The sequence below is a fragment of the Candidatus Liberimonas magnetica genome (assembly GCA_020523885.1).
Lineage (GTDB): Bacteria > Elusimicrobiota > Endomicrobiia > Endomicrobiales > JAFGIL01 > Liberimonas > Liberimonas magnetica.
The window spans coordinates 99,536-124,553 of sequence record JAJAPY010000005.1 but is presented as its reverse complement, the minus strand read 5'-3'; the positions used below and the strand labels follow the sequence as shown (position 1 = coordinate 124,553).

Below are 25,018 nucleotides of genomic sequence, written 5' to 3'. Positions count from 1 at the left end.
TTAAACATTATAACTATACGGTAGTATAATTATACATACGTTTAGTTACAATGTCAATAGTTTTATTATTTTCTTCAGGCTCATATAAAAAATAATAATGGAAAGAAGTTCTGGCGGTTTTGCTCTATAGAATAATTTAGAATGGATTAATTTAATACTAAAAAGGCTATGGGCCAGGGGGTTTAATATGGCCTATGCTAATTTTAGATATTCTAATAATATACGTACCGTGCGATAAGCCCAAAAATAACAGCCAATAAATTCCCTATCATCCAGTTTACCCTTGTAAATTCTTGTTTATTTGTTAAACGGTGGTAGATCTCATCTGCCAGGAAGATCACGATAAAACTCAATGCCCATTTACCCGGCAGAAGGAGCGTCATCGCAATGACCAGCCTTGCCGTCATGGAAATATATTTTCTGCCCAGAGGGATTTGGGCCTGCCCGTAGATGCCTTTTTCAAAATAATAAATAAAGATCGTTGTAAAGTGCGTGGTCAGGATAAAAAGGATCAATAAGAGCACCCATTTTTCAGGGAACAACCCTCCGTTTTGCGGAAACAGGACAAAGATAAAAATAACATGGATGAACTGATCCCAGAGAAAGAAAGGGAATGAATCCGGCGAGTCTAATTTTTGTATCGTCCAGATACGCCACTGGTCTTCAAAAAAATGGAATATGGTTAGAAAAAGTATCGCCATCCAGCCGTAGATTATTATGTTTGGCCCTATCGTTACCCAGGTGGCCGTTAAATACTCATAACAAAGTATGCCGGCAGATATCATGAAAACCAGAGAATGTGCTATACACCCCCAAACGGTTTCCCGCTTCCATTTAGCAATAAAATTCGTCTGCAGGGTAAAATCCGTCAGCAGATGGGCTAGAATTAAACGCCAGAAAATAATCATAATTTATTATCAGACTTTTGACTAAAGACTACAGACTAAAGAAAACATTATTTAGCAAGCATTAAGTCTTTAGTCTGTGGTCTGTAGTCTGTAGTCTATTTTTTAGGGAACTCCATTCTTTCATCAGGGTTAAATTTCTTGTTTTCTTTTTCTTTCTCTTTAGGCGGCTCTTTTGTCGATGCATAGGCTTTTTTTATGTTTTCATCAAGATGGAGCTCAAAGATTTCTTTTGGCGCGCCTTTCCTGCCAAATACACCATAAATATTTACGGCCTTTGCTTTGCCTTTAACCTTTACTCCGCCCAAGGGCTTTGCTTCCACTAAATCCTCTACCTGTTTGTATGTTTCTTCTGAAATAATCATTACAGTTTTGTATTCTTTGTTTAAACTTTCCAGCCTGCTAGCCAGATTAACGTCATCTCCGATTACGGTATAGTCCATCCTCTCCATAGACCCCATGTTGCCTACAATTACATTGCCTGAATTAATTCCAACTCCTATCTTAATAATGGTTTTTCCTTCAGCCTGCCATTTTGCCTGAAGTTTTTCCAGTTCTTCGACCATTTCTATACCGCACATCACGGCTTTGCGGGCATGGTCTTTTTGCGGGATCGGAGCTCCCCAAAAAGCCATAACAGCGTCTCCGATGAATTTATCGAGCGTCCCTTCATGCCGAAAAACCACTTCCACCATTTTTGTTAAGTATTCATTAAGAAGCTCCACTACGCCTTCCGGCGAGAGGCTTTCGGAAATAGTGGTAAAACCTCTTATATCCGAAAACAGGATTGAAAGGTTTTGTTTTTGCCCGCCGAGTTTAAGAGAAGCCGGGTCCTTGATTATTTCCTCAAGCACATGCGGGTTTAAATAAGTGCTGAAACTTTTCTTTATCCAGCGTTTCTCTTTTTCTTCAGTCATAAACCTGTAAAACAACACCCCGACATAGCTTAAAGACAAGCTTGCAGCAGGGGCCACGAATTCGGCAAGCACATATTTGATCTTAAACATATAATAAGTGAATACAAAATACCCGATGAATACGATAACTGTTGTAACCCCTCCTTTCCAGGGGGCAAACTGGCCGAAAACCATTCCCGAGAGGAGTGCAAAAATAATAATAAGTATAAAAGTACAGATCCCGGGCCATTGTCTCAGGTAATTATTAAGCAATATATTCGACATTGCGTTTGCATGTATCTCCACTCCCGGGAAAATAGGGACAAAAGGTATGGCTTTAAAATCAAAAAGCCCTGCAGCTGTGCCGCCGACCAGTATTATTTTGTCTTTTATCTTTTCGGCAGGTATCTCTCCGTTCAAGACCTTTGAAAAGGAATAGTACGGGAAGGACTCATACCCGCCTGAAAAATTGACTATCATTTCGTTGAATTCGTCAACTGCGATTTTACGTTCCTTTATTATATCTTCGGGTTTTTGGTTAAGGTATAACGACAAGCCCGCCAGGCTAAGAGAAGGTATTTTATCGTTTTCAAAATCCATCACAAGCGAAACTTTGCGGTTTACTCCGTCAAGCTCAGTAAATATATTTACGAACCCGGTACGCGTGTCCTTTTTTATGCTTTCTATCGGTTCCAAAGACTTTACCGGCGCGCCTGACTGGTCTGTCTGAAAAAAACATCCGAACACCACCTTGCCGGATTTCTTGGCAGCTTTTCCCAATTGTTCGTCAGCCAGGGGTTTTTCTTTATCGGCTTCAGTAAACAGAACATCGAAGACTATCGCTTTGGCGCCCAGGGCTGTTAATTTATTTATAAGGTTTGCGTGAACGCTTCTTGCCCACGGCCAGCGGCCAAGCTTATTTATTGATTCCTCATCTACTGCCACAATAGCTATTTTATCTGAAGGCTCAACAAGCCCCCTGCGGGTAAAATGGCTGTTGGTTATCTTATTTTCCCACATATCCAGGGCACTGAACATCCACAAAAACAAAACAAACAAACCGACTCCCGAAGAAATAGCAAGGCTTATGATCTTCTTTTTTTCCATATCTAAATACTCCTTAAAATCCTAAACCTAAAATATTAAATATAAGGCAAAAAAATAAACCCGATTTAGGTTTTAATTTTCGAGTTTTATGTCTATATAGAATTCAGAGTTTAGAATTTTCCATTTCTTTTTTATTATATAAAAAACTCATCTATTTATCAAACGTGAAAACGAACGTGAAAACGAACGTGCTAATAGCGTTCAACGGATAGTTATAGACCCTGCCTTTCCTAAACGCTATACGCTGTAGGCTGTTTTATTTAATTATCGAAAACTTACCGACAGCTTTGTGTGTGCTGTTATCCGGGTTTGTTATGTAATAGATATAAACACCGCTTGCAAGCTTGTTACCGTCCTTATTTTTCATGTCCCATTGCAACGTGCCGGAGGTCGCATCGTCTTTTTCATAATCGTTTACAAGCTCGCCGGCTATGTTGTAGAGCTTTATCTTTGCCCGGGCTGTCAGGTTCTTGATGTTTATCTTGTCCTTGACGCTGTCGGCTCCGTCGTAATTTGTCACACCGTACTTATACGGGTTGGGGTAAACTATCACGTTTGAAAGGTCGGCGGCTACGGTCGTTCCTGTAGACGGAACTATAACCGGGGCGCTCGGCACATAGAACACGGCAAACTTTGAGAAGTGGTTCACGTTCACGCTTAAGAGCAGGTTGCCCCAGTCCACGAGCGAACCAAGAGGCCCTGTTATTTCTTTTACCCATTTGGTTGTTCCTGTATCATAGTGGAAGAGTCCTAAATCGTCCTGTTTGTCCAGGGGTATGCTAAGTGCCGCTGACGATATCTGCACTTTTATTCCTACCGAGCTGTTAGACGCTATCGTTGCAAGCGGCCCTGAGACTAATTTTACCTGCAGATCGTAGATGCTGCTCATAAGCGTTCCGTCTGCCGGATACGAGCTCGGGGCAGGCAGTTTTGTCGAAAAACACTGCGGTGCATACCTTTTCGGAGCAAACCTTGTCCCGGGCCCGGCAAGCACTACGGTTTCGTTCTGCACTTTGATAACCTGCATCTTTACTCCGCTTGATATCGCTATGTCGTTATCTGAGCCTTCAAACTCCACACCGGACTGTATGTCTATACCGGTACCGTCTCCCTCACCCAGCGCTATGTTTCCGCCTACCATCGGGTTAACTACCTTCTCGCTCCGGCCGTCTTCGCCTACATAAAACTTGTAATTGTCGCTTCCCACGAGCCCTTCTGAATTGCGGCCGCTAAACTGCAGTTCAAAATACCCTCTTGTTATATCAGCAGCTGAAGGGATATAGGCTATGGACAAGGCTTTCCTGGAATCAGCGAGGCTCATAGGAACAAAAACGCCGCTTGACGCCGTAGTTGTAGACACGATAGCCCTTACATCGTCTTCCATAACAGGCTGCGAGATAAATGACAGAATAAGGTACACATTATATACCTGATTGATATCTATCGCGGACATATCTACATCGTAATCATCAAAAAGACCTTTAAAAATTATTGTCTGTCCTTGTATATTCATTTCGCCTTTCAGGATACTTCCTGCAAGCGTTGTCTTAAAGGCCTTTGCCTCAAACGTAGGCGATATTTTCTTATACAGTATCGGGTGGTTTATGTACGTTGTGCTGGTGGCGGCCGCGGTAGATTTGAGGTCAACATATACCTTGCCTGTCTGCGGAGCCACAAGAACAAGGAAATAATTTACCCCGGGCTCAAGGCCCACTATCTCGTAGCTGTCCACTTCAAGCGTTGTCGGGTTAACAGCCAATGAGCCGAAAACAACCTTCTTGAAATCCCTTGTTGCGGCTACTACTATGCTTGCATCGCTCCTGGATATCTTCTTTCCCGCCTGCGTGCGGATAGAACCTGAAACGGAAGCGCCCTGCGCAAGAACGATATCCCCGGTTTTGTTTTCTCCGCTTTTAATTGTGATAGTGCTTGTATAGGTCGCAAACTTCTTGGCAAATACCTTTAAGTTGTATCTGCCCGCTACCAGTCCGTCCAGGGCAAACTCGCCTGAACCCGTGGAAATAACTTTTGCGCCGCTCATCGGGTCGCCTGTCGCCAGGTCATCCTGAGACTGCAAAATAACCAGCGCTGCAGGGTAATCAGCATCGTTTATACCTTCAACAGGGAACGGAAGGGTAAGCTGGGAATTGTCCGGCGTTTTTACCGTTCCTGTAAGAAGCGCGTTTGCCACTGAAAGCGTAACAGTGCCCAGGTCGTTCTTCGCCGCCACATCTACAAACCTCAAAGCTGTCCCGTAGTTAACCGAGCTTTCCGCTTTTTTCGTGGTATCGTCTTCCCTTACGTTTATCTTTACAGCCCAGTTCTTTATGGCAGGGTCAACGCCTTTTACTACGAACACGCCGTCCTTGTCGGTTTTTGTTTCCAGCTCGTTATTTTCTTTTCTCTGGGAATCAACCGGGTATGCCTGAACTCTCATGTTGGCCAGCGGCTTGCCGTTTGATTCTTTTACTATGCCTTTTATTGACGTTGCTTTCTTAAGTATAAGCGATCCCGCGTCAAGAACCGTTTCTGAGTCAGGCACGGTTATACCGGCTTTTATTTTCGCAACAAGGTTGGTCCTGGCGCTGGAGTTTAAAGACGCTTTGGCCAGGTATGTGCCGCCGGGCAGGTTCGGGAACGTAAAGACTCCGCGCGTTGCCGTATCGCTTGACACAGTAACGTTTGCCATGTTGGAGTCCATGTAGGAGCCTTCAACATAGGGATAAGCCTCACAGCTCACAAACACGCCGTCAGAAATTCCCGTTCCGTCTTCGTTTACTATCCTGCCGGTAAGGGTTGCTCCTTTGGCAAGTTTTATCGCGGCCAGGGCCTCACTGCCTCCGACATTTGTTATCTCGATTGATTTCGTGTATATCTTGTAGTCCGCGGACTTTACCACCAGTATGTATTTGCCCGCAGATACCTTTTCAAAGGCAAACGACTGCGTGTTTACCCTTGTAGAGGTGGAAAACGTTACCGTCTTTGAGTAAACCTTATCGTTGGAAGACGGGTTTCTTAAGCTGAGATCGATGGTTTGTGCAGAAGCATAGTTACCGGACGGCCTTGTTATAGAACCGTTTAAGGTTACTCCGCTTCCTAAAACAAAATCCGCGTATTTTTCTTCGTTTTCACCTAAAACAATATATTTATCCAGGGGAAAGCTCGCGTATTTGTATTCCAGAAGCGGCGGCCTCTGGCCGTTAACTCCTGTTGCGCCTATATACATTTTATAGTTTACAAGCGGATAGGCGAAATATATGCCTTTTTCAAGCCCGCAAAGTTTAAAAACAGCCGTGGTGTCTGAGCTAAGCCCCGGGACATATTCTCCTGTGAAAGCAACTTCCTTTGCGCCGGGCCCTTTCCTCTGATCTATGTCGTCTGCAATTTCTTTGCCGCCATAATACGATCTTTCCAGCTCTTCACCCAGTTTTCTTAAGGTTAAAGGCTGAATGCGCGTTATATGAGGAACTGAACCGCTTCCGGTATAGATATAACCGGTTGTTTTAGCGATTATATACTTAATGGTATCCGTCGAAGCATTTATCCTTACATATATCGTTGAAGCAGGTTTCAGTTCAGCTGTAAAATACGTTGTGGTCCCGCCGCTCTGGGTTTTTATTGTTTTTAAAAACGTAGATGCCCGGCCTGACGGGCTGCCGAACTGGCCGCCTTTTGAGCCTGCTTCACCGGGTTTTACGTCATACTCGGTGCCAAAAATAACCATATCCGTTGTAATCAGGTTATTTATCGTAAATGTCCCGTCATTTTCTACTCCTACTATGTCAGAAGCCTCTCCGCCGTCTCCTCCCATGTTAGAAACAGACACAGCCACTTTTGACCAGTCAATGTTCCTGCCTGTGGAGTTAGTAATCGCTCCTCTTAAGATCCCGGACGGTTTTTTCAAAGTAATGTCCGGGCAAGACGCAGCTGTAACAGTGTTTCCCTCGGGATTTTTGCTGGTGCCGGTCGAAACAAAGACCTTTCTTGACTCTATCGCGGGCACTATATCAACGCCGCCAAGCCCGTTTATTTCTATCTCGTGCCAGCCGCTCGATAAGCCCCTGATTTCATAATCATACGTTCCGGCAGCTGTAGAGGATATAAAAACTTCCATATGATGGTAGCTGTAAGTCTGGGTGTTCCTTATATCCAGGTATATCGGGACACCTTTGGGCGTTGTTGTCCCTATCATCGACATATACCCGCCAAAATTAGCTGATTCTATCCTGTTGCCCAGGGCATCGGCTACTATTACCTTCCCTTTCATCTTTGCTCCGTAACTGAGGATAATATTGCCAACATTTTTCCCGCCTGTTTTAGGCATGACAACACTGAACTGCTGCATGGCAAACATGCCCATTGTATCTACCGTAAATGTATAGGTAGTCCCTGGAATCAGCGTATCTATCCTGAACTCTTTTGCATAGGTAGTTGAGTTTTGCAGTTCAAAGAACGCAAAGTTTACTCCGTTATTTACATTGCTTTTCTTATCTTTTGATTCGCCGTGAATATTTACCCAGATGCTGTTCCAGAACCCTTTCTTCTGCGCTTCTTCCTGTAACGCGGCAAGTTCTGCACTTGTTCCCACAGGAAGTTTTATCTGGCCTGCAAGGACAGCTGATTTACTAAGCGAAATATCCTGTGTTTTTACGGAATTGCCCATAGCCACATCAATGGTTTGTGACACATAACCCGGAACAGTTACCTGCATATTGAAGTTGCCGGGCTCAAGGTATAATTCGTAAGGCGCTGTTATCTGTGCCAGCGTAGCTGTAGACAATGGGATTCTTACTTCAGCGCTGTACCAGCCAGGGCCGTCCGTTCTCCAGGCCTCGATCCTGCCCCATAGGTCAAATATCTGATTGCCCATATTATCCCTTAACGTACCTTTTTTGGGCGGGTTTGGAATAGTTAAATTTCCTGAAACCTTAACCCCTGACTCAAGTATTACCGGGTCCTTAATATCAAGAGTGCCGGATGCAAGTATCTGAAGGTTCATAAACTCCTGCCTTACATATCCTTTGGCATCTACCGATAAGTAATAGTATTCGTTAGGCCCGGATACTCTCAAGCCTGATACTTCAAACACTCCTGCAGAAGAAGTAAATACCTCTCCCCAGGCATTAGGCCCGCCGGCATTAACTTTGGCTCCTTCAACAGGTATTAAATTGCCATTGGCGTCCTTTGCTTTTACCTGGCCTTTAATCGAAGCTCCTTTAATTGTTATCGTGCCGGTAGTGCTGAATATTACCCCGTCTGTTTCATCGAACTGACCGGGGTCGTCAAGAACCAGTTTCCATTTATATGTGCCGTTTTTAAGCGGCTGCCAGCGGTTGTCCCTTCCTTCCCACACCATTTCAACGTTAGCCGTTAAAGCATCGCCTTCGGGTTTTAAACTCCAGGAGTCTATCCACCAGTCCATGGTAGAGTCAAAACCTGACGAGTACTTGTCTTTTTCTTCCCAGGTAACAGGCCCTTTCAATTTATCATAATCCGGGTCCATGAAATCAATAAATATGGAAGGATCAGGCCTGCCTGCAGCAGAGTCCCACTTAATAAACTCTTTGCCGTCGATATTTACAAAAATACCCCAGTTCATGGGGCTATACTGCCCGTTATTGTCCGTATCTATTATAAGTTTTGCCTGTGCCCCGTTTTCCCAGTTCTTTATAGATGTCGCCACCGAGTATTTGAATTTAAACGTTGCCCTGTCATCTGTCCCGTCATTGTCCGGAGATATTTCTTTGGATGCCGGAGTAATAATGAGGCTGCTGCAGGTAATTGTCGGTTTTGTCTCCACAGTTATATTGATATATTTTACCTGGCCGCTTGTGCCGGAAAAGTTTTCTCTCTGCATTGCTACCTTATACCCGCTTGCGCTGACTTTAAATTCGTACCAGTAGAAAGGCCCGGACAGAGGGTCTATGGACTTATAAACGGTTACGGACGTAAGCTCAACGTTGTAGGTGTTGTTCTGGCTGTCGCGCGACCAGGATGAGTTGGTTGTTTTTGTTGATTTTAAAACATCATTTTCCATCATAAAATCGTCAAACCCGCCCGTATCGTACATGCGGACTGTCGCATCGCCCAAAGGCTCACCATTGTTTTTCTGTATCTTGCCCCTTATTGTAACGGTCATTGCGCTTTTTTCCACTTTCCCAACTGCAAGGAAAAGGTTCTTTTCAACAGAAGCCGCTGTCCCGCTGGCCGCCATTAAAGAAAAGCTCTCCAGTTTCGCTTTCGGTTCCGTGGCATCAGCGTTAAAGTTAAAGTTATAATCAACAAAAGCTTCTACCCTGCAGTTTGAAATATCGGGAATATTCTCTATCTTGTAAAAACCAAGCCCAAAAACCTCTCTCTGATAATTCTGCCCGGGGTTAAATTCGTCGTACACTCTTACAATAACCTTTGCGTTGGTGCTTATAGTCTCGGACGACTTTATATGCCCGTAAACAGAGTTTATTGACTGCGCAGGGGCAGGAACCCCGCCGATAGGACCGGTTGTCCCGCCTGTGCCGGGGACAGGAGCTTTATAAACCTGGCCTGTGGAATCAACATTGTATCCCGGATTCATGATATTGAAATTGTCCAGGTACTTCTGTTCCTGGTCAACCAGAGCTATAACAACCGGAGGCATTGTTGAAACTGTCATCCCGTAACCGCCCACCGGTTCTCCCTGTTGATAGCCCGCTATGCCGTTTTTCTCCATATAAGCCGTTATATAATAGTTGTCAGCCGGAAGGTTCGAGAATGAATACCAGGCCGGGAAAGGCGGGTCCCAGAGCATGATCTCTCTTACAAAATCATACCCCTGCTGGCCAAGCCCTGCGCCTGTAGAAAGCACGATATGAAGGTCTTTTGAAGCGCGGAACCCCGGATAGTTTATGTTCCCTTCTATCTTAGATATACCGCCCGAAGTAGTGTCAAATAAATCAAGGATTATTCCTCCCTTTTCATTCAAGCTTCCTGCCAACACCCAGGGGCCGCTGTAAGTAGAAACCGGCTCGCCTGTATCGTATGAGCCGTTGTCGTTTACATCCTTAAAAGCCTGCAGGTAATAGGACCCTGTTGTGGGCACGGTCAAACTGAAATATTGCGGGCCCGGGATACTTGCGTTTGCAACAACAGGGCCTTTATTGTCTTTAGTAGTGCCCATAAATGCTTCAATTCTAACATTACCCGGGTTGTTGCCGTTGTACATTACATTTCCGCTCAGTTTCTTTAACAGCGTTGCGCTTACATTCACGCTAACCGAACTGATGATTATACTTCCCTGTGTGTACGTGGTTGCTTTACAGCTTACGACATGAGTCCCTGCGGTTAATTGTGATGTGTTCCACTGCCAGTTCGCCCAGAACGGGTCATAGACCCAGGTGTTGTAAATATCGCTGTATGGCACCTTTGTTCCGTCAACATAAAACTCAACTTTGTTTATTGTATCGCCTGTTTTAAATGCCTCGATGTTAACATTTACCTGGCCGAAAACACTTGTCCCTGCTTTTGGTTCATGAATCTTAACATATGAGACTGCAGGAGGGTTTTCTATGTATAAATCCTTCACACCTTTAAGCGTGTTGGTAACCTGTACACTGGAATCAGCTGAAGCATGAGGCTCTGTGCCGGCATCATATATTCCGTCGCTGTCACAATCCATTAAAGCATGGATATAATAGTAACCTGCCGGCGATACATCTGTAACTGTATAATGATAAAAATATGTGTAAGGCGATGCCCAGTCATATCTCGGCTCGTTTTTCTTGTATGCGCCCCTGTCATTAATATTCGACGAAGTAGATATTATCAAACGGAAAATGCCGGATATTTTCGGGAATACGTTATAATAAATATTGCCTTCTATCTTGTTCCCGTCAGTCATTGTACCGCTTCCGCTTACGGTAACCTGGGCCGGGAGCGCAGACTGGAAATCAGTCCCGTTTGAACGCACCCTCATCCTCAGGTACCTGGGCCCGTCTCCGGTAGGAGTCCAGTTGAACGTATAGAGGGTCGAGTTGTTTGTTGCCTGTATCGCCTCGTTCGGCACTATTTCTACAGGATAATTGCCGTTAAAATTATTGCTTACCAACAGCCTTATAAAATCAACATTAGTGCCCGTACAAGTGCCTGAGACAGTTACCAGGCCGAGTATTGTAGTATTGTTAAACGGATATGTAATCGAACTTGTCGGCGGAGTTACTCCGCTGCCATTGTTCACGGTTACATTAGTCATGCTGGATTCAACAAATGTCCCGTTTATAGTCGCCTTCATTTTAATATACCTTACCCCATTTTCAAGTGCAGGCCAGTTCCAGAAATAACATCCGCTTGAAACCTGCATGTTCATCCAGCCGCTGTTCTGTGTAAAGCTTGAGTCAGCTCCGACTATCACCTGCGGCGTGCCGCTGACAGTTCCGCCGTATGCTGTGCCGCTTATAGTAGTCGCCGCGGTTATAACCTGGTCTATAGCTGGATAAACTATCTTTGCCGTAGGCCCGACTGTTCCGCTAAAATTTACTGTCGGGTTTACAACAGGAGACTCTACCTGCGTTGATGTGCCGCTTATGCTTGCCAGCATCTTCATGTATTTAAAACCGCTTGTAGTCGGAGTCCAGTTAGTTGTATAAAACCCGCCTGAAAACGTCATAGTCTTAGTAACAAGCCCGCTGGTAAACAGGTTGTTATCAGCTATTTTTAGCTGCACGCTATAAATAGTGTCCGCAGCCGCTGTCCCGCTTATCGTTATAAGGCCGCTAATTATGGTATCGTTTGTAGGATAAGTGATCTTTGCCGAAGGCCCGCCGTTTGCCAGTACCGATACAACCGGCGATTCAATTCCTGTATTGGATATCATCTTAAAGTATCTGGTGCCGTTTCCCGTAGGCGACCATTGAGCCACACTAGCATAAGCCCCGCTTCCCTGGGAAGACATATAGAAAACCGTTGATGAAGAAAAATTAGAATAGTTGCTTACATATACCTTAACTCCAGAATAGGACGTCTCACCGGTAGCCGTTCCCATTATGGTTACAGGCCCCGTAATATTTAATCCGTTTGTAGGATAAACTATTCCGCAGGCAGCTGGCGCTGTACTGACAAGAGGTACATTAATACCCTGACTAGCTACCCCGTACCCGCCTCCTTGTTGATATGCCCGGACGTAAAGTACACGGTTGCCTGCCTGTATTGTTGCTATATTTATACTTTCGTTAAAAACAACGGTCTTTGTGGACATGTATATAGTTTGAAGTAAAGAGTCGCCTACCCGGAACTCAATGCTTGTGATATTGCTGTCGCTGTCTACCGCAGTGCCTTTAACTATCATAGGATTAACAACATGCCCTCCTGCGATAGGAGTTGATATGGTTACAACAGGCACATTATTAGGGGCATTGTAAAGATTGACATAAATGAGTTTTTCGCCGAACCCGCCCCCTTCGTTGTCATAAACACGCACCCTGATAGGCTTGTTAGTGTTATTTGCCGTTCCTGTTGAATACCATATAAACTGAAAAGAGTTTCCCGACATGGTTTTTGAAGCAATATAACTGCCTCCTGAAGAGGTCAGATACAGTTCAGCGGATTGCAAAGAACCTCCGTTCCTGTCCTGGGCAGTTCCTGATATGGTCACAATACCCGAAACAGCGGCTCCGCTTGACGGAGTTATTATAAAAACTTTTGGAGTCGTATTGTTGACAGTTTTACTTATGTTATAAGTACCTGAACTGTTTATCTGATCATACACGACAAACTTTAAGTTATGGCTTCCGTTGGTTAAATTATCCGTATTAAAAGTTATAGAAAACCCCGGGTACGGCCAATTTTCGCCCGGATTTAGGTTGCCCTGTGCCGTCAAACTCCCGTCAACATAAAAAATCCAGTTTTTCAGCTGCATCTCAAAATCATTTGCTGTACCGCTTATCACAGCCATACCGTATAAATTAGAACCAGGAAGCACAAGCCCGCAAGTCGGGTTCTGGTTTGCATGGTTGACGGTCACGGTGGTTATATTTGAATAATAGTAGAGGGTACCGCTTGCATCCAAATGGGTTTTTACCCGGATGTACGCGGTTGTCCCTGTTTGAAGTCCCATAGAGTTCCAGGTAAAAGTAGAGTAAGTGACACTATCGTTTGCCGTGCCGGCAATCGAGTTAACACCTAGATAGCCTGGTATCGTGCTTATATATACCCTAAAATCCGATGTTTCATCCGCTCTACCCGCGCCTTGTATCGTTGCGTTAATCATTACATTGCCTGTAACCGCCGCCCATTGATTAGGTTTTACTATGGTTATAGTTTTTGGCGTGTTCTGTTTTAATATTTTTATTGCTCTCGGGGTAGAGGTGCTGATAGCGCCGTCGTCGTCTTGCGCAGTCATATACAGTTTTGCGCCGGCATCGCTTGCTACATTGTTGTCGTTGTATATCTTCCAATATTGATTATTATTATAATTTATATAAACCCCTGTGCTATATATACCGGAAGAGATGAGAATAAAGTTCGGCGACCAGCTCTGTTGTACATAAAAATTTACTTTCGCTATTGAGCCGTCGGTGTCTGAGGCAGTCCCTGTTATCGTTATAGCGCTGGAAGCGCTGTCTCCATTCAATGACGCGCCGGAAGCTGGAGCTGTAAGCCCTGTCGTTGGCGGCACGTTAGGGGCTTCAGGGTCAACGATAGCGACATATACCGGGTTGCCTCCATAGCTTACTCCATAGTCATTCCCTGTATAGTACGTCCCGCTTGTTTTGCCGGTTGGTTCGCCGGGGTCTTTGCATGCTACTATAGTCGTAGCCCAGCCTGGAAAACTTCCGGAAGAGTAATCATGGGCTTTCGCAGGGTCATCTATCATTGCGTGAACATAATAATTATCAAAAATAGTGCCGACAAAATTAAACTGATACCAGGTCGTGCCTGGGGTTAGGACTTGTATACAGAAATCACCGCTTGTCCCCCTTGACCTGGGCACAGCGCCGCCGCCTGAGCCATCGCTTGTTGAAAGCCATACTATCCAGTTTCCTACAGCTGAACCATTATAGGAAAGGTAACCATCAATGTGCCCTGCGGCAAAAGCCCCTGGTGTAATCATAAACCCAAGCGCACATAATGTTAGAACAAATAAAAATTTTCTAAACATAACCCCTCCATTTAAAATACTGCATTTTTTTAAGATTTAAACGATCAATCTATGTCTTTTGAATAATTAACGTAGTTTGCAGACAATACTTATATAACTGATAACGATATAATAGTCAATGATTATATAGAAAAAACTACAAAATTATTGAAATACCAGCTAAATTTGTGTCGGAACTGGCAAAAAGGTGATTTTAGTCACAAAAGCGGGGCAAATGCCCCAAAAAATGGCTTCCGTTTTTTACGGAAATGTCATACAATGACAGGAATGAAACTATTCACGAAACCCCACGTGCATACATGTGGTTTTTAAAACTGCGGGATAAAAGAAAATCAGCAGAACCTCCAAATAAGTTCTGCTGATTTTAATGGTTAGAAAATTGCTAATATATTAATTGCTTATTTTTTATGTTAGAAGCAGAACCTTAAACCGAACTTCATGGCATCGCCAAGGTCGCCGCCCGGGTTCCACGCAAGGTCCACTCCAAAAACACTGTTATACATTATCCCAAGCCCTGTACCTAGGCCGGAAAGGCCGCCTGTCTGCATGCCTGTACGGTAGCCGACTCTTACAGGAAATACAAGTTTTTCGCCCGCAGATATAGAATATTCTCCGCCTACGGCAAAATAAAGGTCGCTGTCGTTAGGCGAATTTATATCTAAAGCCAACACCAGTTTTTCAGACGGTTTATACGCTCCGCCAAGCTTGATCGTAAGAGGAAGCGGGTCACCTTCGGCTATAAACTTCATGCTTGAGCCTATGTTCTGGGCTGCAAGGGCCAAATCAAGCTTTGAAGACGCTTTATAAAGCGTTCCTACGTCTGCTGCCATTGCCGAAGCGGTCTGATCGTCTATTTTTGAGCTTATGGACTTGGCATTTAAACCCAGGCTTAGTTTTTCGCTGACAGCTTTCGCATAGCCGAGTGTAATAGCCATATCGTTAGCGCCGTAGGTGCCCTGGGCTGTTGCGGTATTGTCATACTTTTTTATATCTTTAATAGTCAGCATATTAACCGCAATTCCAAGCGTCCCGAAATCCTTAATAGGCAGGCCGAATGCCACGAACTGGTTCGTTATATCCTGGAGCCAGTTATTCTGCACAAGGATAGCATCCTTCTTTTCAAGAGAAGCCAGGCCAGCAGGGTTAAAAGCTATGCTGTTAATATCCCCGCTTACCGCCGTAAATGCACCGCCCATACCGGAAGGCCTTGGAGCGGATGTAATCTTTAAAAACTGAGCTCCTGAAGTTCCCTGGCTTGCACTAAAACCCAGGTTTGCACAAAGACATAAAGACAACATCAACAACATAAATTTTCTAACCATTTTACTACCTCCATTAACTAGCGGATAGCGGATAGCGTTTAGCGTATAGAAAAAATCAAAATCATAGCTTGTTTTGACTCTACTATCCGCTCTACGCTGTACGCTCTACGCTGTCTTTTTTATTCAAAAGAATAATTTACGCCTGCAAAGATGCTCGATGCATCGTAATTATACTGGTAAACGCTTTCATATTTCATATTTGACGTGCTTGTAAGCATGCTCGGAGTTAAAAATATGTTCAAATTCTCAAGCACAGGATAAGATGCAGTTACCATTAAATACGTTGTGTTTATATACATCTTGTCTGCGGTATAATTGCCGTTAACGTCCTGGGTGAGCCTGTCGGAATAGTTCCTCATGGCCATTTCATAGGTTATCCCGACTTTTAAAGGTATTTTATTAAATGCCAGGTTTATTATAGGGGCTATTTTTATTTCGCCGTAATTATAGTAGTTGGACGTAAACTTCGGGCCTTTAGGGTCTGCATAATTCTGGTTTGAAGTATAATTTACATAGTTAAGGCTCAATCCGCCGAACATTGTGGTGGGCCCTGTGGGCACTATGGCCATGGACGGGAACAGGTTTATTAAAAGCGCATTATCGCTTCTCTTTGTGCCTGAAACCGTGCTTATATCTGAAGCGGTTTTCTGGTCGCCGAACTGTTTTATCGTATAGTCCAGGGTGGCGTCAAGGATTACTGAATTGCTGAGATTTAATTTTTTGGTAGTAAGAAGTTCGTACGCTGTAAAATCAAGGATGTTGTTGCCGAGCACTGGAGCGCTTGTCGCGACAACGGAAAAAGCCGGGTTTTTAGCCACCAGGTCGCCGTAGTTGGGGTATGCGATGCTGTACATATTAATACCGACGCTGTATGAGTCGCCGTTTGCTATTTCTGCCCCTGCGGTAATCTTGCTGTAGTTAAAAGCTCCGCTTGACAAATCTTCGCTTGCTGCTTCCTTTAACTGCTGTATCATATAGCCTGCACGAAGCCTCAGTTTCATGTCTCCCTTAAGGCTCCATATAGGTTTTATCGCTATGTTATGGCTTAAGCCTTTCTGGAACAGGATGTTCCCGTCGGCAAGCTCTTTTACCTGCTTTATTTCCCTGTATTCAAGGTTATACATCGGGATAAGCGAAAACTTGTCAGAGTATTTCAGCGCCGGGATAATGTTTAAGTTAAGGTTCCCGCTGAAACTGCTGGTATCTCCCTTAAAAGTGTTCTGCCCGCCGGACAAAGACGCGTTAAGTACCGGCGCCACATCAACCGCGTAACTTGAACCAACCAACAAACACAGCGCTGCTAAAATGCTCAAAAACCTTTTCATTCCTACCTCCGTAAATTTATTGCAAAATGAAAAAATCAAATTGCAAAATTTATTTATAATTCTTTTATTTCTAAATCCCTGCATATCTTTTTTGCCAAAAAATCATTTATCTCTTTGTGCCTTGGAACCGTTGAAACTTTGTCATTATTTAAATTTACAAATACACTATGCCTTTTCCCTTCTCTCAAAAGTACGCAACTATGTATCCGTAAATAGTAAACCAGCTCTTTCCTTTTCATTTACCAATGGTAAAAATGGATTCTCTAAATACCTTATCTGGCATTTTGTCATCATAAGACAACTTTTCTTTTGCGTCTAAAACTAAATTTAAAGCTTCCTTTAAATTCCTTTTAACTTCTTTAAGGGTTTTCCCCTGGCTATTTACTCCGGCTAATTCTTTTATATAGCCAATATACCATTTCCCTCTTTTCTCGTAAATAGCCGAATACTTTTTATCCATAATTTTACCCAGTTCCACCTCCGAGGTGGAATACGGTTTATTTTATCAGGCCGGCGTCACGAAATATCTTGGGTTCCACGCAGATATCTATTTTTCCGTCTGTTCCGGTGAACTCGCTTCCTGATAATACCATTTCCTGGTTATAGGCATAGGCCCCGTTCTTTGAATAATCTGAAGAAGAAGCTATCTTGCCAAGGTCTGTAATCGTATAATATTGTTCTTTATAAGAAGTGCCGTTCCCGAAATTTGCAACATCCATGCTTGTATGCATTTTGTCTGCTCCGGAAGGAGTGTCTATAACAATATTTGCATCCCACCAGGTAAGGAACGCGCTGTGGGCCATATTCGTGCCGACTACTGACCAGGTAATATCGCTTGTTGAGTTTGCAGTACCGCCTGCGGTCGTAGGGTTATAGGCTATCTTAGAATTTCCGTTTATTTTGAAATAATAGCCGTTATAAAAATGAGCTCCTGAACCGGTTGCCCCGGTTGTATGGCCGCCGGTGTAACCCCAAGTCACGATATCCTTGGTATTTGATGCCGCTGATTCGTTAGCTGTCAGGTAATACGAAGGAGTGGTTGTTTTTGCACCGTCATTCCATTCTCTCCAGGCTTTGTTTGCAACCGATAAATCCGTAGGAAGAGTGGTATTAAATGTCTGTTTGTTGGTAAAATAATCGTATCTTGCATTTCTTTCATTTAAGACCACAAGCTTATACTGGTCAACAGCGGTCCTTACTATGTATTCCTGAATCCTTACACGCTGTCCGAAGGCGTCAACTATGGTTTTGCCCTGCTGGTACTCGGCAAGCCGCATTTCGTCCGCAGCAGCTTTCTGTATCGCTTCCTTTGTCATGTCTGCAGAGACTTCAAGGCCCGCGTTCTGGGCTATAGCCGATTTTACAATCTCGCCTTTTTCTTTGTTGTCGCTTGCAGAGAAAGCTGTAGGCGCACCCATCGGGATATTTTCTTTGACATCTATCTTCTCATTCGGGTTTAAGGTTATCGTGTCTTTTCCACCCATCACATCCACAAGCCCGCTGTACACCTTAAAGGTGGATGAGTTGTCGTCGCCAACTTCAACACCGAACTCTGTGCCGCGGACAGAACATACGGCAACCGGTGTTTTGCACTGGAACTTCTTGCCTCCCCACATTTTATTTATCTTGAAAATGGATTTGCCTTTCTGCTGCTCAACCGTGCGGTCGCTGTCGCCAAGGTTATTTAGTTTTATCTGGGAGTTCCCTTTTACGCTTATCTTGCTGCCGTCGTTCAAGGTAAGGGTTACATTTCCCCACCAATTAGTTTTAAGGGTTGCATTTTCATCTAACGGCATAGACTCATAACCCTTTTTCCAGGCAGAATTGTCGTCAATTTTTACCAAAACCTCGCCCCTAGTTTTTGAGATGACCGCTTTGATGGGTTTTGCAGCCTCAAGCACCGCGGTGCACAAAAACATCGACAACACCAGCATAGCTAACTTTTTCATAAAACCCTCCCATAATTTTTAGCGTAGAGCGCATAGCGTTTAGCGTATAGTTAAAGTCATTGACTTTCCTATCCGCTCTACGCTAAACGCTATCCGCTGTTTTCTTTATTTTATTATAGCAAATTTGCCGACAGCTTTGTGAGCACTGTTATCGGGATTTGTAATGTAATATATGTACACCCCGCTTGCCAGTTTCTTATCGTCTTTGTTCATCATATCCCACTGCAAAGTCCCGGAAGTCGCATCGTTCTTGTCATAATCGCCAACCAGTTCTCCTGCTATATTGTAGATCTTCAGCTTTGCCCTTGCTGTCAGGTTCTTTATGTTGATCTTATCTTTAACCCCATCGGCCCCGTCATAACTTGTTACCCCTGACTTATACGGGTTAGGATAGAATATCACATTTGAAAGGTCGGTTGCAACCGTGCTCGAAGATACCACTACAGGGGCTGATCCAGGCACATAGAACACTGCAAACTTCGAGAAATGGCTTACGTTCATGCTCAAGAGCAGGTTGCTCCAGTCTATGTTAGCTGCCGCACTTGTGCCGGTCGCTTCAGGCACCCATTTAGATGTCCCTGTATCATAATGATACAGCCCAAGGTCGTTCTGGTCCGCAACATTTAGGGCAGCCGAAGATATCTGTATCTTAACGCCTACCGAGCTGTTTGACGCTATCGTTGCAAGCGGCCCTGACACAAGCTTGACCTGCAGGTCGTAAATACTGCTCATAAGCGTCCCGCCTGTCGGATACGAGCTTGGGTTTGCAAGTTTCGTGGAGAAACATTGCGGCGCATACTTCTTCGGCCCAAACCTTGTACCCGGGCCTGCAAGCACAACGGTTTCGCTTAACACCTTTATAACCTGAGCCTTTACTCCGCTTGATATCGCTATATCGTTATCCGAGCCTTCAAACTCCACTCCGGACGGTACGTCTATACCGGTGCTGTCCCCTTCACCGAGCGCTATATTTCCGCCTATCATCGGGTTTACGACTTTCTCTGACCTTCCGTCTTCTCCTATGTAGAACTTGTACGTATCATTACCCACCAACCCTTCTGAATTCCGGCCGCTGAACTTCAACTCAAAATACCCGGCCGTTATATCTGCGGCTGAAGGTATATAGGCAATAGAAAGAGCTTTCCGGGAATCAGCAAGGCTCATAGGCACATAAACGCCGGTTGACGCTGTCGTTGTTGAAACTATCGCGCCTGCTGTTTCTTCCATTACAGGCTGCGAGATAAACGAGAGTATGAAATAGATGTCGTAGGTCTGGGTCGTGCTTATCTGGGAGAGGTCTACATCGTAATCGTCGAATATCCCTTTAAACTTGATAGTCTGGCCCTGTATAGTCATCTCGCCTTTTAAGATACTGCCTGCCAATGTTGTCTTAAATGCCTTTGCTTCAAACATCGGAGGTATTTTCTTGTACACTATCGGGTGGTTAATATATGTTGCATTGGTTGCAGCTGCCGTTGATTTCAGGTCAACATACACCTTTCCTGTCTGCGGCGCCACAAGCACAAGGAAATAGTTTACTCCCGGTTCAAGGCCCACTATCTCGTAGTTGTCCACTTCAAGCGTTGTCGGGTTTATTGCAAGCGAACCGAAGACAACTTTCTTGAAATCCCTTGTTGCAGCTACTACCATGCTTGCATCGCTCTTTGATACCTTCTTTCCTGTCTGCGTGCGTATCGAGCCTGAAACCGTGGCTCCTTTGGCAAGCATAATGTCGCCTAGTTCGTTTATTCCGGCTTTAACTGTCACTGTGCTTGAATACGTGGCAAACTTCTTTGCAAATATTTTCAGCGTATAGTTGCCTGAAACTACCCCGTCTATTACAAACTCCCCGGAACCAGCAGAAATAACTTTTGTGCCGCTCATCGGGTCGCCTGTAGCAAGGTCTTCCTGCGACTGAAGTATGACAAGAGCCGCTGGGAAATCCGCATTGTTTATTCCCTCTACAGGGAAAGGCAGCGTTATCTGCGAATTGTCCGGAGTCTTTACCGTTCCAGCCACCGAAGCATTGGAAGCAGACAACGATATCGTGCCAAGGTCCGTCTTTGCTGTAACATCTATGAACCTTAAGGCTGTCCCGTAGTTTACTTTAAGCTCTGCCCTCTTTGTCGGGTCTTCTTCTCTGGCATTTACTTTAACTGACCAGTTCTTTATGCTTGAGTCCACGCCTTTTATCATGAACACGCCGTCTTTATCAGTCTTTGTCTCAAGCTCGTTGTTTTCTTTCCTCTGCGAATCAAGCGGGTATGCCTGAACACGGATGTTTGAAAGCGGTGTGCCGCTTGTATTTTTCACCGTTCCTTTTATTGAAGTGGCTTTTTTAAGTATCAATGAGCCCACATCAACCGTGGTTTCTGAATCAGGCACAGTTATTCCGGCTTTCACTTTTGCAACCAGGTTTAACTTCGCGCCGCTTGTCATTGAGGCTTTCACCTGGTAGGTGCCGCCGGGCAGGTTCGGGAATGTAAACACACCCCTTGTAGCTGTTTCGCTTGATATGGTAACGTTAGACATGCCGGAATTCATGTATGAGCCTTCCACATACGGGTAGGCTTCGCACTGAATATATGCGCCTTCAGAAATCCCGGTTCCGTCTTCATTAACTATCTGGCCCGTAAGTGTCGCTCCCTTTGTAAGCTTGATAGCAGAAAGGGTGTCTGTTCCGGTTACCTTGGTTACCTCTACGGATTTTGTATATACCTTATAATCCGCAGATTTTGCAACCAGGATATACTTGCCTGCCCCTACCTTATCAAATGTATATGACTGCGTGTTTACCCTTGTAGTTGTGCTGTATGTAACGGTTTTTGTATAAATCGCATCGTTTGTGACAGCGTTCCTGAGGGTTACTTCCACTGTCTGCGCTGACGTGTAGTTTCCGGACGGCCTTGTTATGGAACCGTTTAATGTGAGCCCGTCTCCAAGTGTAAAATCCGCGTATTCTTCGGTGTTCTCATCCAGGACTATGTATTTGTCCATAGGCGAGCTGGCATAGGCATATTCTACAACCTTATACCTCGGGCCATAGTTATACGTTCCACCCATGGTGTCGGAGCCGCCGGTTGTTGAAGTAACTGTTGGTCCTGTATTCGGACCCGTATTCGATCCTGTATTCCCTTGCTCATTCCAGTCAATCATCTTGAAATTTACCATAGGATAGGCAAAATATATGCCTTTTTCAAGCCCGTTTAATTTAAATACAACCGTATTTGCAGTTGTAAGGCTTTCAACAAGGATGCCTTCAAAAGCTATTTCTTTTGCTTTCGTATGTGTATCAATTTCTTCACCGTCAACTATTACCTTTTCCTTAGAACTTCCTGATTCCATCTGTTCCATCTGCTCGGCAAGCTTCCTCAGGGTTATAGACTGTATGCGAGATATGCCGAAATTCTGGCCGTCGGAATTGCCCATATAAGTTGTAGTTTTTGCGATTATATCCGTAATCGTTGCCGGTGAAGCGCTGTATAACCTCAGGTATATAGTTGACGCAGGTTTTAAATCAGCGGTAAGATATGTGGTAGCGCCGCCGCTCTGCGTTGCAACAAGTTTCATGAAAGTTGAAACCTTGCCGCTTGGCACTCCAAACATGCCGACACCTTCGCCGGGTTTTACATCATACTCGGTTCCCCAAACTATATAGTCGGTAGTCATCAGTTCATTTACTGTAAATGTGCCGTCGCTCTCAACGTTTAGAGGGGTAGGGCTGCCTCCCTCTTTCCCTAAAGTTACTACTGTTACAGCAACTTTCGTCCAGTCAACATCCTTGCCGGATGAGTTGGTAATAGCTCCTTTTAAAATACCGGTTGGATTTTTTATAGTTATAGTTGGAGCTATGGCCGGGTTGGACATGGTATTTGTAACTGTTGACACATAGACCTTTCTTGACTCAAGCGACGGCGTTATGTCAGCACCCTGTATTCCATGCATGTCTATTTCGTGCCACCCGCTTGAAAGGCCCCTTATTTCGTATGAATAAGTGCCTGCAGCTGAAGAAGAAATCCTTACTTCTGTTCCGTGGTAGCTGTAAGTGTTTGTGTTCTGTATGTCAAGCCAGATAGGAACACCCTGAACAGGGGTTGTACCCATCATAGACGTATACCCGCCTCCGTATTTAACGGCTTCTATCTTCTCTCCCAAAACATCGCCTATTACTATGCTTCCTGTAAGTTTTGCGCCGTAACCAAGAGAAATCGTTCCGACGTTTTTTACGCCTGATTTAGGCATAGTTAACGTGAACTGGTTCATGGCAAACACGCCGTTTGATTCTACTGTAAATGTATATGTTGTACCGGGTATAAGCGTGTCCATCATAAAGTTCTTTGCATAAGTAGTCGAGTTCTGCAGTTCAAAGAAGTCAAAGCTGATGCCAGTACCGCAGCTGAACTTCCTGTCCTTTGACTCACCGTGTATGTTCATCCATAACCCGCCCCAGTATCCTTTTTTCTGGGCTTCTTCCTGCAAAGCAGTAACTTCGGCAAGCGTAGTTACAGGCAGTTTAATCACGCCGGTAAGCACAGCTGATTTAGTCATCTCAACATCCTGCGTTTTTGCAGCGCTCTTTATTTCAATATCTATGGTTTTTGACACATAACCCTGCAGATTAACCTGCATTGAAAAATTGCCTGGTTCAAGGTATATATCGTACGGAGCTGACAGCTGAGATAAAGTTCCGCTTGATAGAGGCACCCTTACTTCAGCACTGTACCAGCCCGGGCCGTCCGTGCGCCATACTTCTACCCTTCCCCACAGGTCAAATATCTGGTTGCCCATGTTGTCCCTTAAACTCCCTTTCTTCGGCGGGTTGGGTATTATCAAGTTGCCAGACAATTTTACGCCTGCATCAAGCTTTATCGGGTCAGTTAGCGTCAATGTCCCTGAAGCAGGTATAACAAGGTTGTTCATTTCTTTTCTTGTAAACCCTTTAGCTTCTGCTGACAAAAAGTAAAACTCGTTTGTGCCTGAAACCCTAAGGCCCGCGATTTCAAAAAGCCCTGTTGAATCGGTATAGGTTTCTCCCCACGCCATAGGGCCGCCTGCATTCACCTTTGCGCCTTCTATAGGAGTTGTGCCATCGGGTTGCATAACATAGCCTTTTATAGACGACGTTTTAATTTTTATAACACCGGTTGTGCTGTACAACACGCCAAATTTAGCCTCACTTGCGCTCTGGTCGTTAAGCTGAAGTTTCCAGTTGTATGTGCTGTTTTTAAGCGGCTGCCAGCGGTTGTCCCTGCCTTCCCAGACCATTTCAACATCCTGCGACATTGAATTGCCGTCTAACTTCAGGTTCCAGGAATCTATCCACCATTCCATAGTGGCATCATAGCCGGCTGAATACTTGTCCTGTTCTTCCCATGAAATCGGGCCTTTCAGTTTAGTATAATCCGGGTTCATAAAGTCAATGAAAATGTTTGGATCCGGTTTTTGATCTATTGCATTCCACTTAATAAACTGTTTCCCGTCTATATACACGAATATGCTCCAGTTCATCGGCTCGTATTTGCCGTCCTTGTTTGTATCTATGATAAGTTTTGCCTGAGCGCCGTTGTCCCAGCTTGGCTGGGTTGTGGCAACCGAGTATTTAAACTTGAAGCTTGCCCTGTCGTCATTGCCGTCATTGTCCGGGGTTATCTCTTTTGAAGCTGGTGTTATATCAATATTTGAAACCGTAACTGCAGGTTTTGACTTCATTGAAATATACATATTTTTAACCTGGCTGTTATCCCAGCTTGAAAAAGACTGGCCTATACTGTTAAACTTATACCCGTTCTTTATAACCTTGAACTGGTAGTTATACCACGGCCCGCCGTCCGGTGACACCGTGACCGTAACTGAAGGGAACTCTACATTATATTTATTGTAGCCTGTTCCTTTCCATGCGGTTGTGGTCTTGCTTGAAATGAAAACATCGTTTTCCGGCATCCAATCATCAAAATTTCCGGGATCATACATAATTACATCCGCACCGCTTAAAGATGCTTCCGGGTTGTTTTCATCCGTGACGCTTATTCTTATAGTAGTTATTATACTTGTTTTTGTAAGTTCCTGCTTTGCAAGTTCAAGGTCTTTGGTAACTTTGCCGCCCACTCCGCTTGAAGAAGCTATTGAAAATGCAGATGATTTTGCTTTTGGTTCACTTGCGTTTGCCATCCAGTCCCAGTTGTAGTCAACAAAGGCTTCAACTACGCAGTTCTGTATATCCGGAACATTCTCTATTTTATAGTATCCAAGTCCGTAAATTTCCTTTTTGTATTCACTGGCCGGGTTATACATATCATAAGCCTTTACAATAATTTTAGGGCTTCCTGTAACGCCTTCAGGATACTTCACCTGCCCTTCTATCGTGTTTATACCAGCCATTCCGC

Annotated in this window: 9 protein-coding genes; all 9 read right to left on the bottom strand. The window is 44.4% G+C overall.

Annotation, left to right across the window (positions count from 1 at the left end; all coding sequences use genetic code 11):
• Positions 1-212: 212 nt before the first annotated feature.
• The 9 genes from LHV68_05495 to LHV68_05455 all read right to left on the bottom strand — a co-directional run bounded on the left by LHV68_05495 (position 213) and on the right by LHV68_05455 (position 25,013).
• Complete coding sequence (locus LHV68_05495) at positions 213-908, bottom strand: DUF3307 domain-containing protein (GenBank protein MCB4791324.1); 696 nt, start codon at positions 906-908, stop codon at positions 213-215.
• 95 nt (positions 909-1,003) lie between these two features.
• Positions 1,004-2,908, bottom strand: a complete 1,905-nt coding sequence (locus tag LHV68_05490; protein MCB4791323.1) for an adenylate/guanylate cyclase domain-containing protein — start codon at positions 2,906-2,908, stop codon at positions 1,004-1,006.
• Between the two features lie 256 nt (positions 2,909-3,164).
• The gene (locus LHV68_05485; GenBank protein ID MCB4791322.1) at positions 3,165-14,039 is read right to left on the bottom strand and encodes an Ig-like domain-containing protein; all 10,875 of its coding nucleotides are present in this window, start codon (positions 14,037-14,039) and stop codon (positions 3,165-3,167) included.
• A 410-nt stretch (positions 14,040-14,449) separates the two neighbouring features.
• Positions 14,450-15,361: a PorV/PorQ family protein gene (locus LHV68_05480; GenBank protein MCB4791321.1), complete on the bottom strand. Its 912-nt coding sequence runs from the start codon at positions 15,359-15,361 to the stop codon at positions 14,450-14,452.
• A gap of 119 nt (positions 15,362-15,480) precedes the next feature.
• On the bottom strand, positions 15,481-16,686 hold the full coding sequence (locus tag LHV68_05475) for a hypothetical protein (protein ID MCB4791320.1): 1,206 nt from the start codon (positions 16,684-16,686) through the stop codon (positions 15,481-15,483).
• Positions 16,687-16,739: 53 nt separating this feature from the next.
• A complete protein-coding gene (locus LHV68_05470; GenBank protein MCB4791319.1) occupies positions 16,740-16,925 on the bottom strand; it encodes a type II toxin-antitoxin system HicA family toxin in 186 nt (61 codons plus the stop codon).
• Positions 16,922-17,146, bottom strand: a complete 225-nt coding sequence (locus LHV68_05465; protein MCB4791318.1) for a type II toxin-antitoxin system HicB family antitoxin — start codon at positions 17,144-17,146, stop codon at positions 16,922-16,924. The genes LHV68_05470 and LHV68_05465 overlap by 4 nt, the downstream gene beginning before the upstream one ends.
• Before the next feature lie 37 nt (positions 17,147-17,183).
• Entirely contained in the window at positions 17,184-18,635 is a 1,452-nt protein-coding gene (locus LHV68_05460; protein MCB4791317.1) for a FecR domain-containing protein, read from the bottom strand.
• A gap of 105 nt (positions 18,636-18,740) precedes the next feature.
• Positions 18,741-25,013: a carboxypeptidase regulatory-like domain-containing protein gene (locus tag LHV68_05455; GenBank protein MCB4791316.1), complete on the bottom strand. Its 6,273-nt coding sequence runs from the start codon at positions 25,011-25,013 to the stop codon at positions 18,741-18,743.
• Positions 25,014-25,018: the final 5 nt, after the last annotated feature.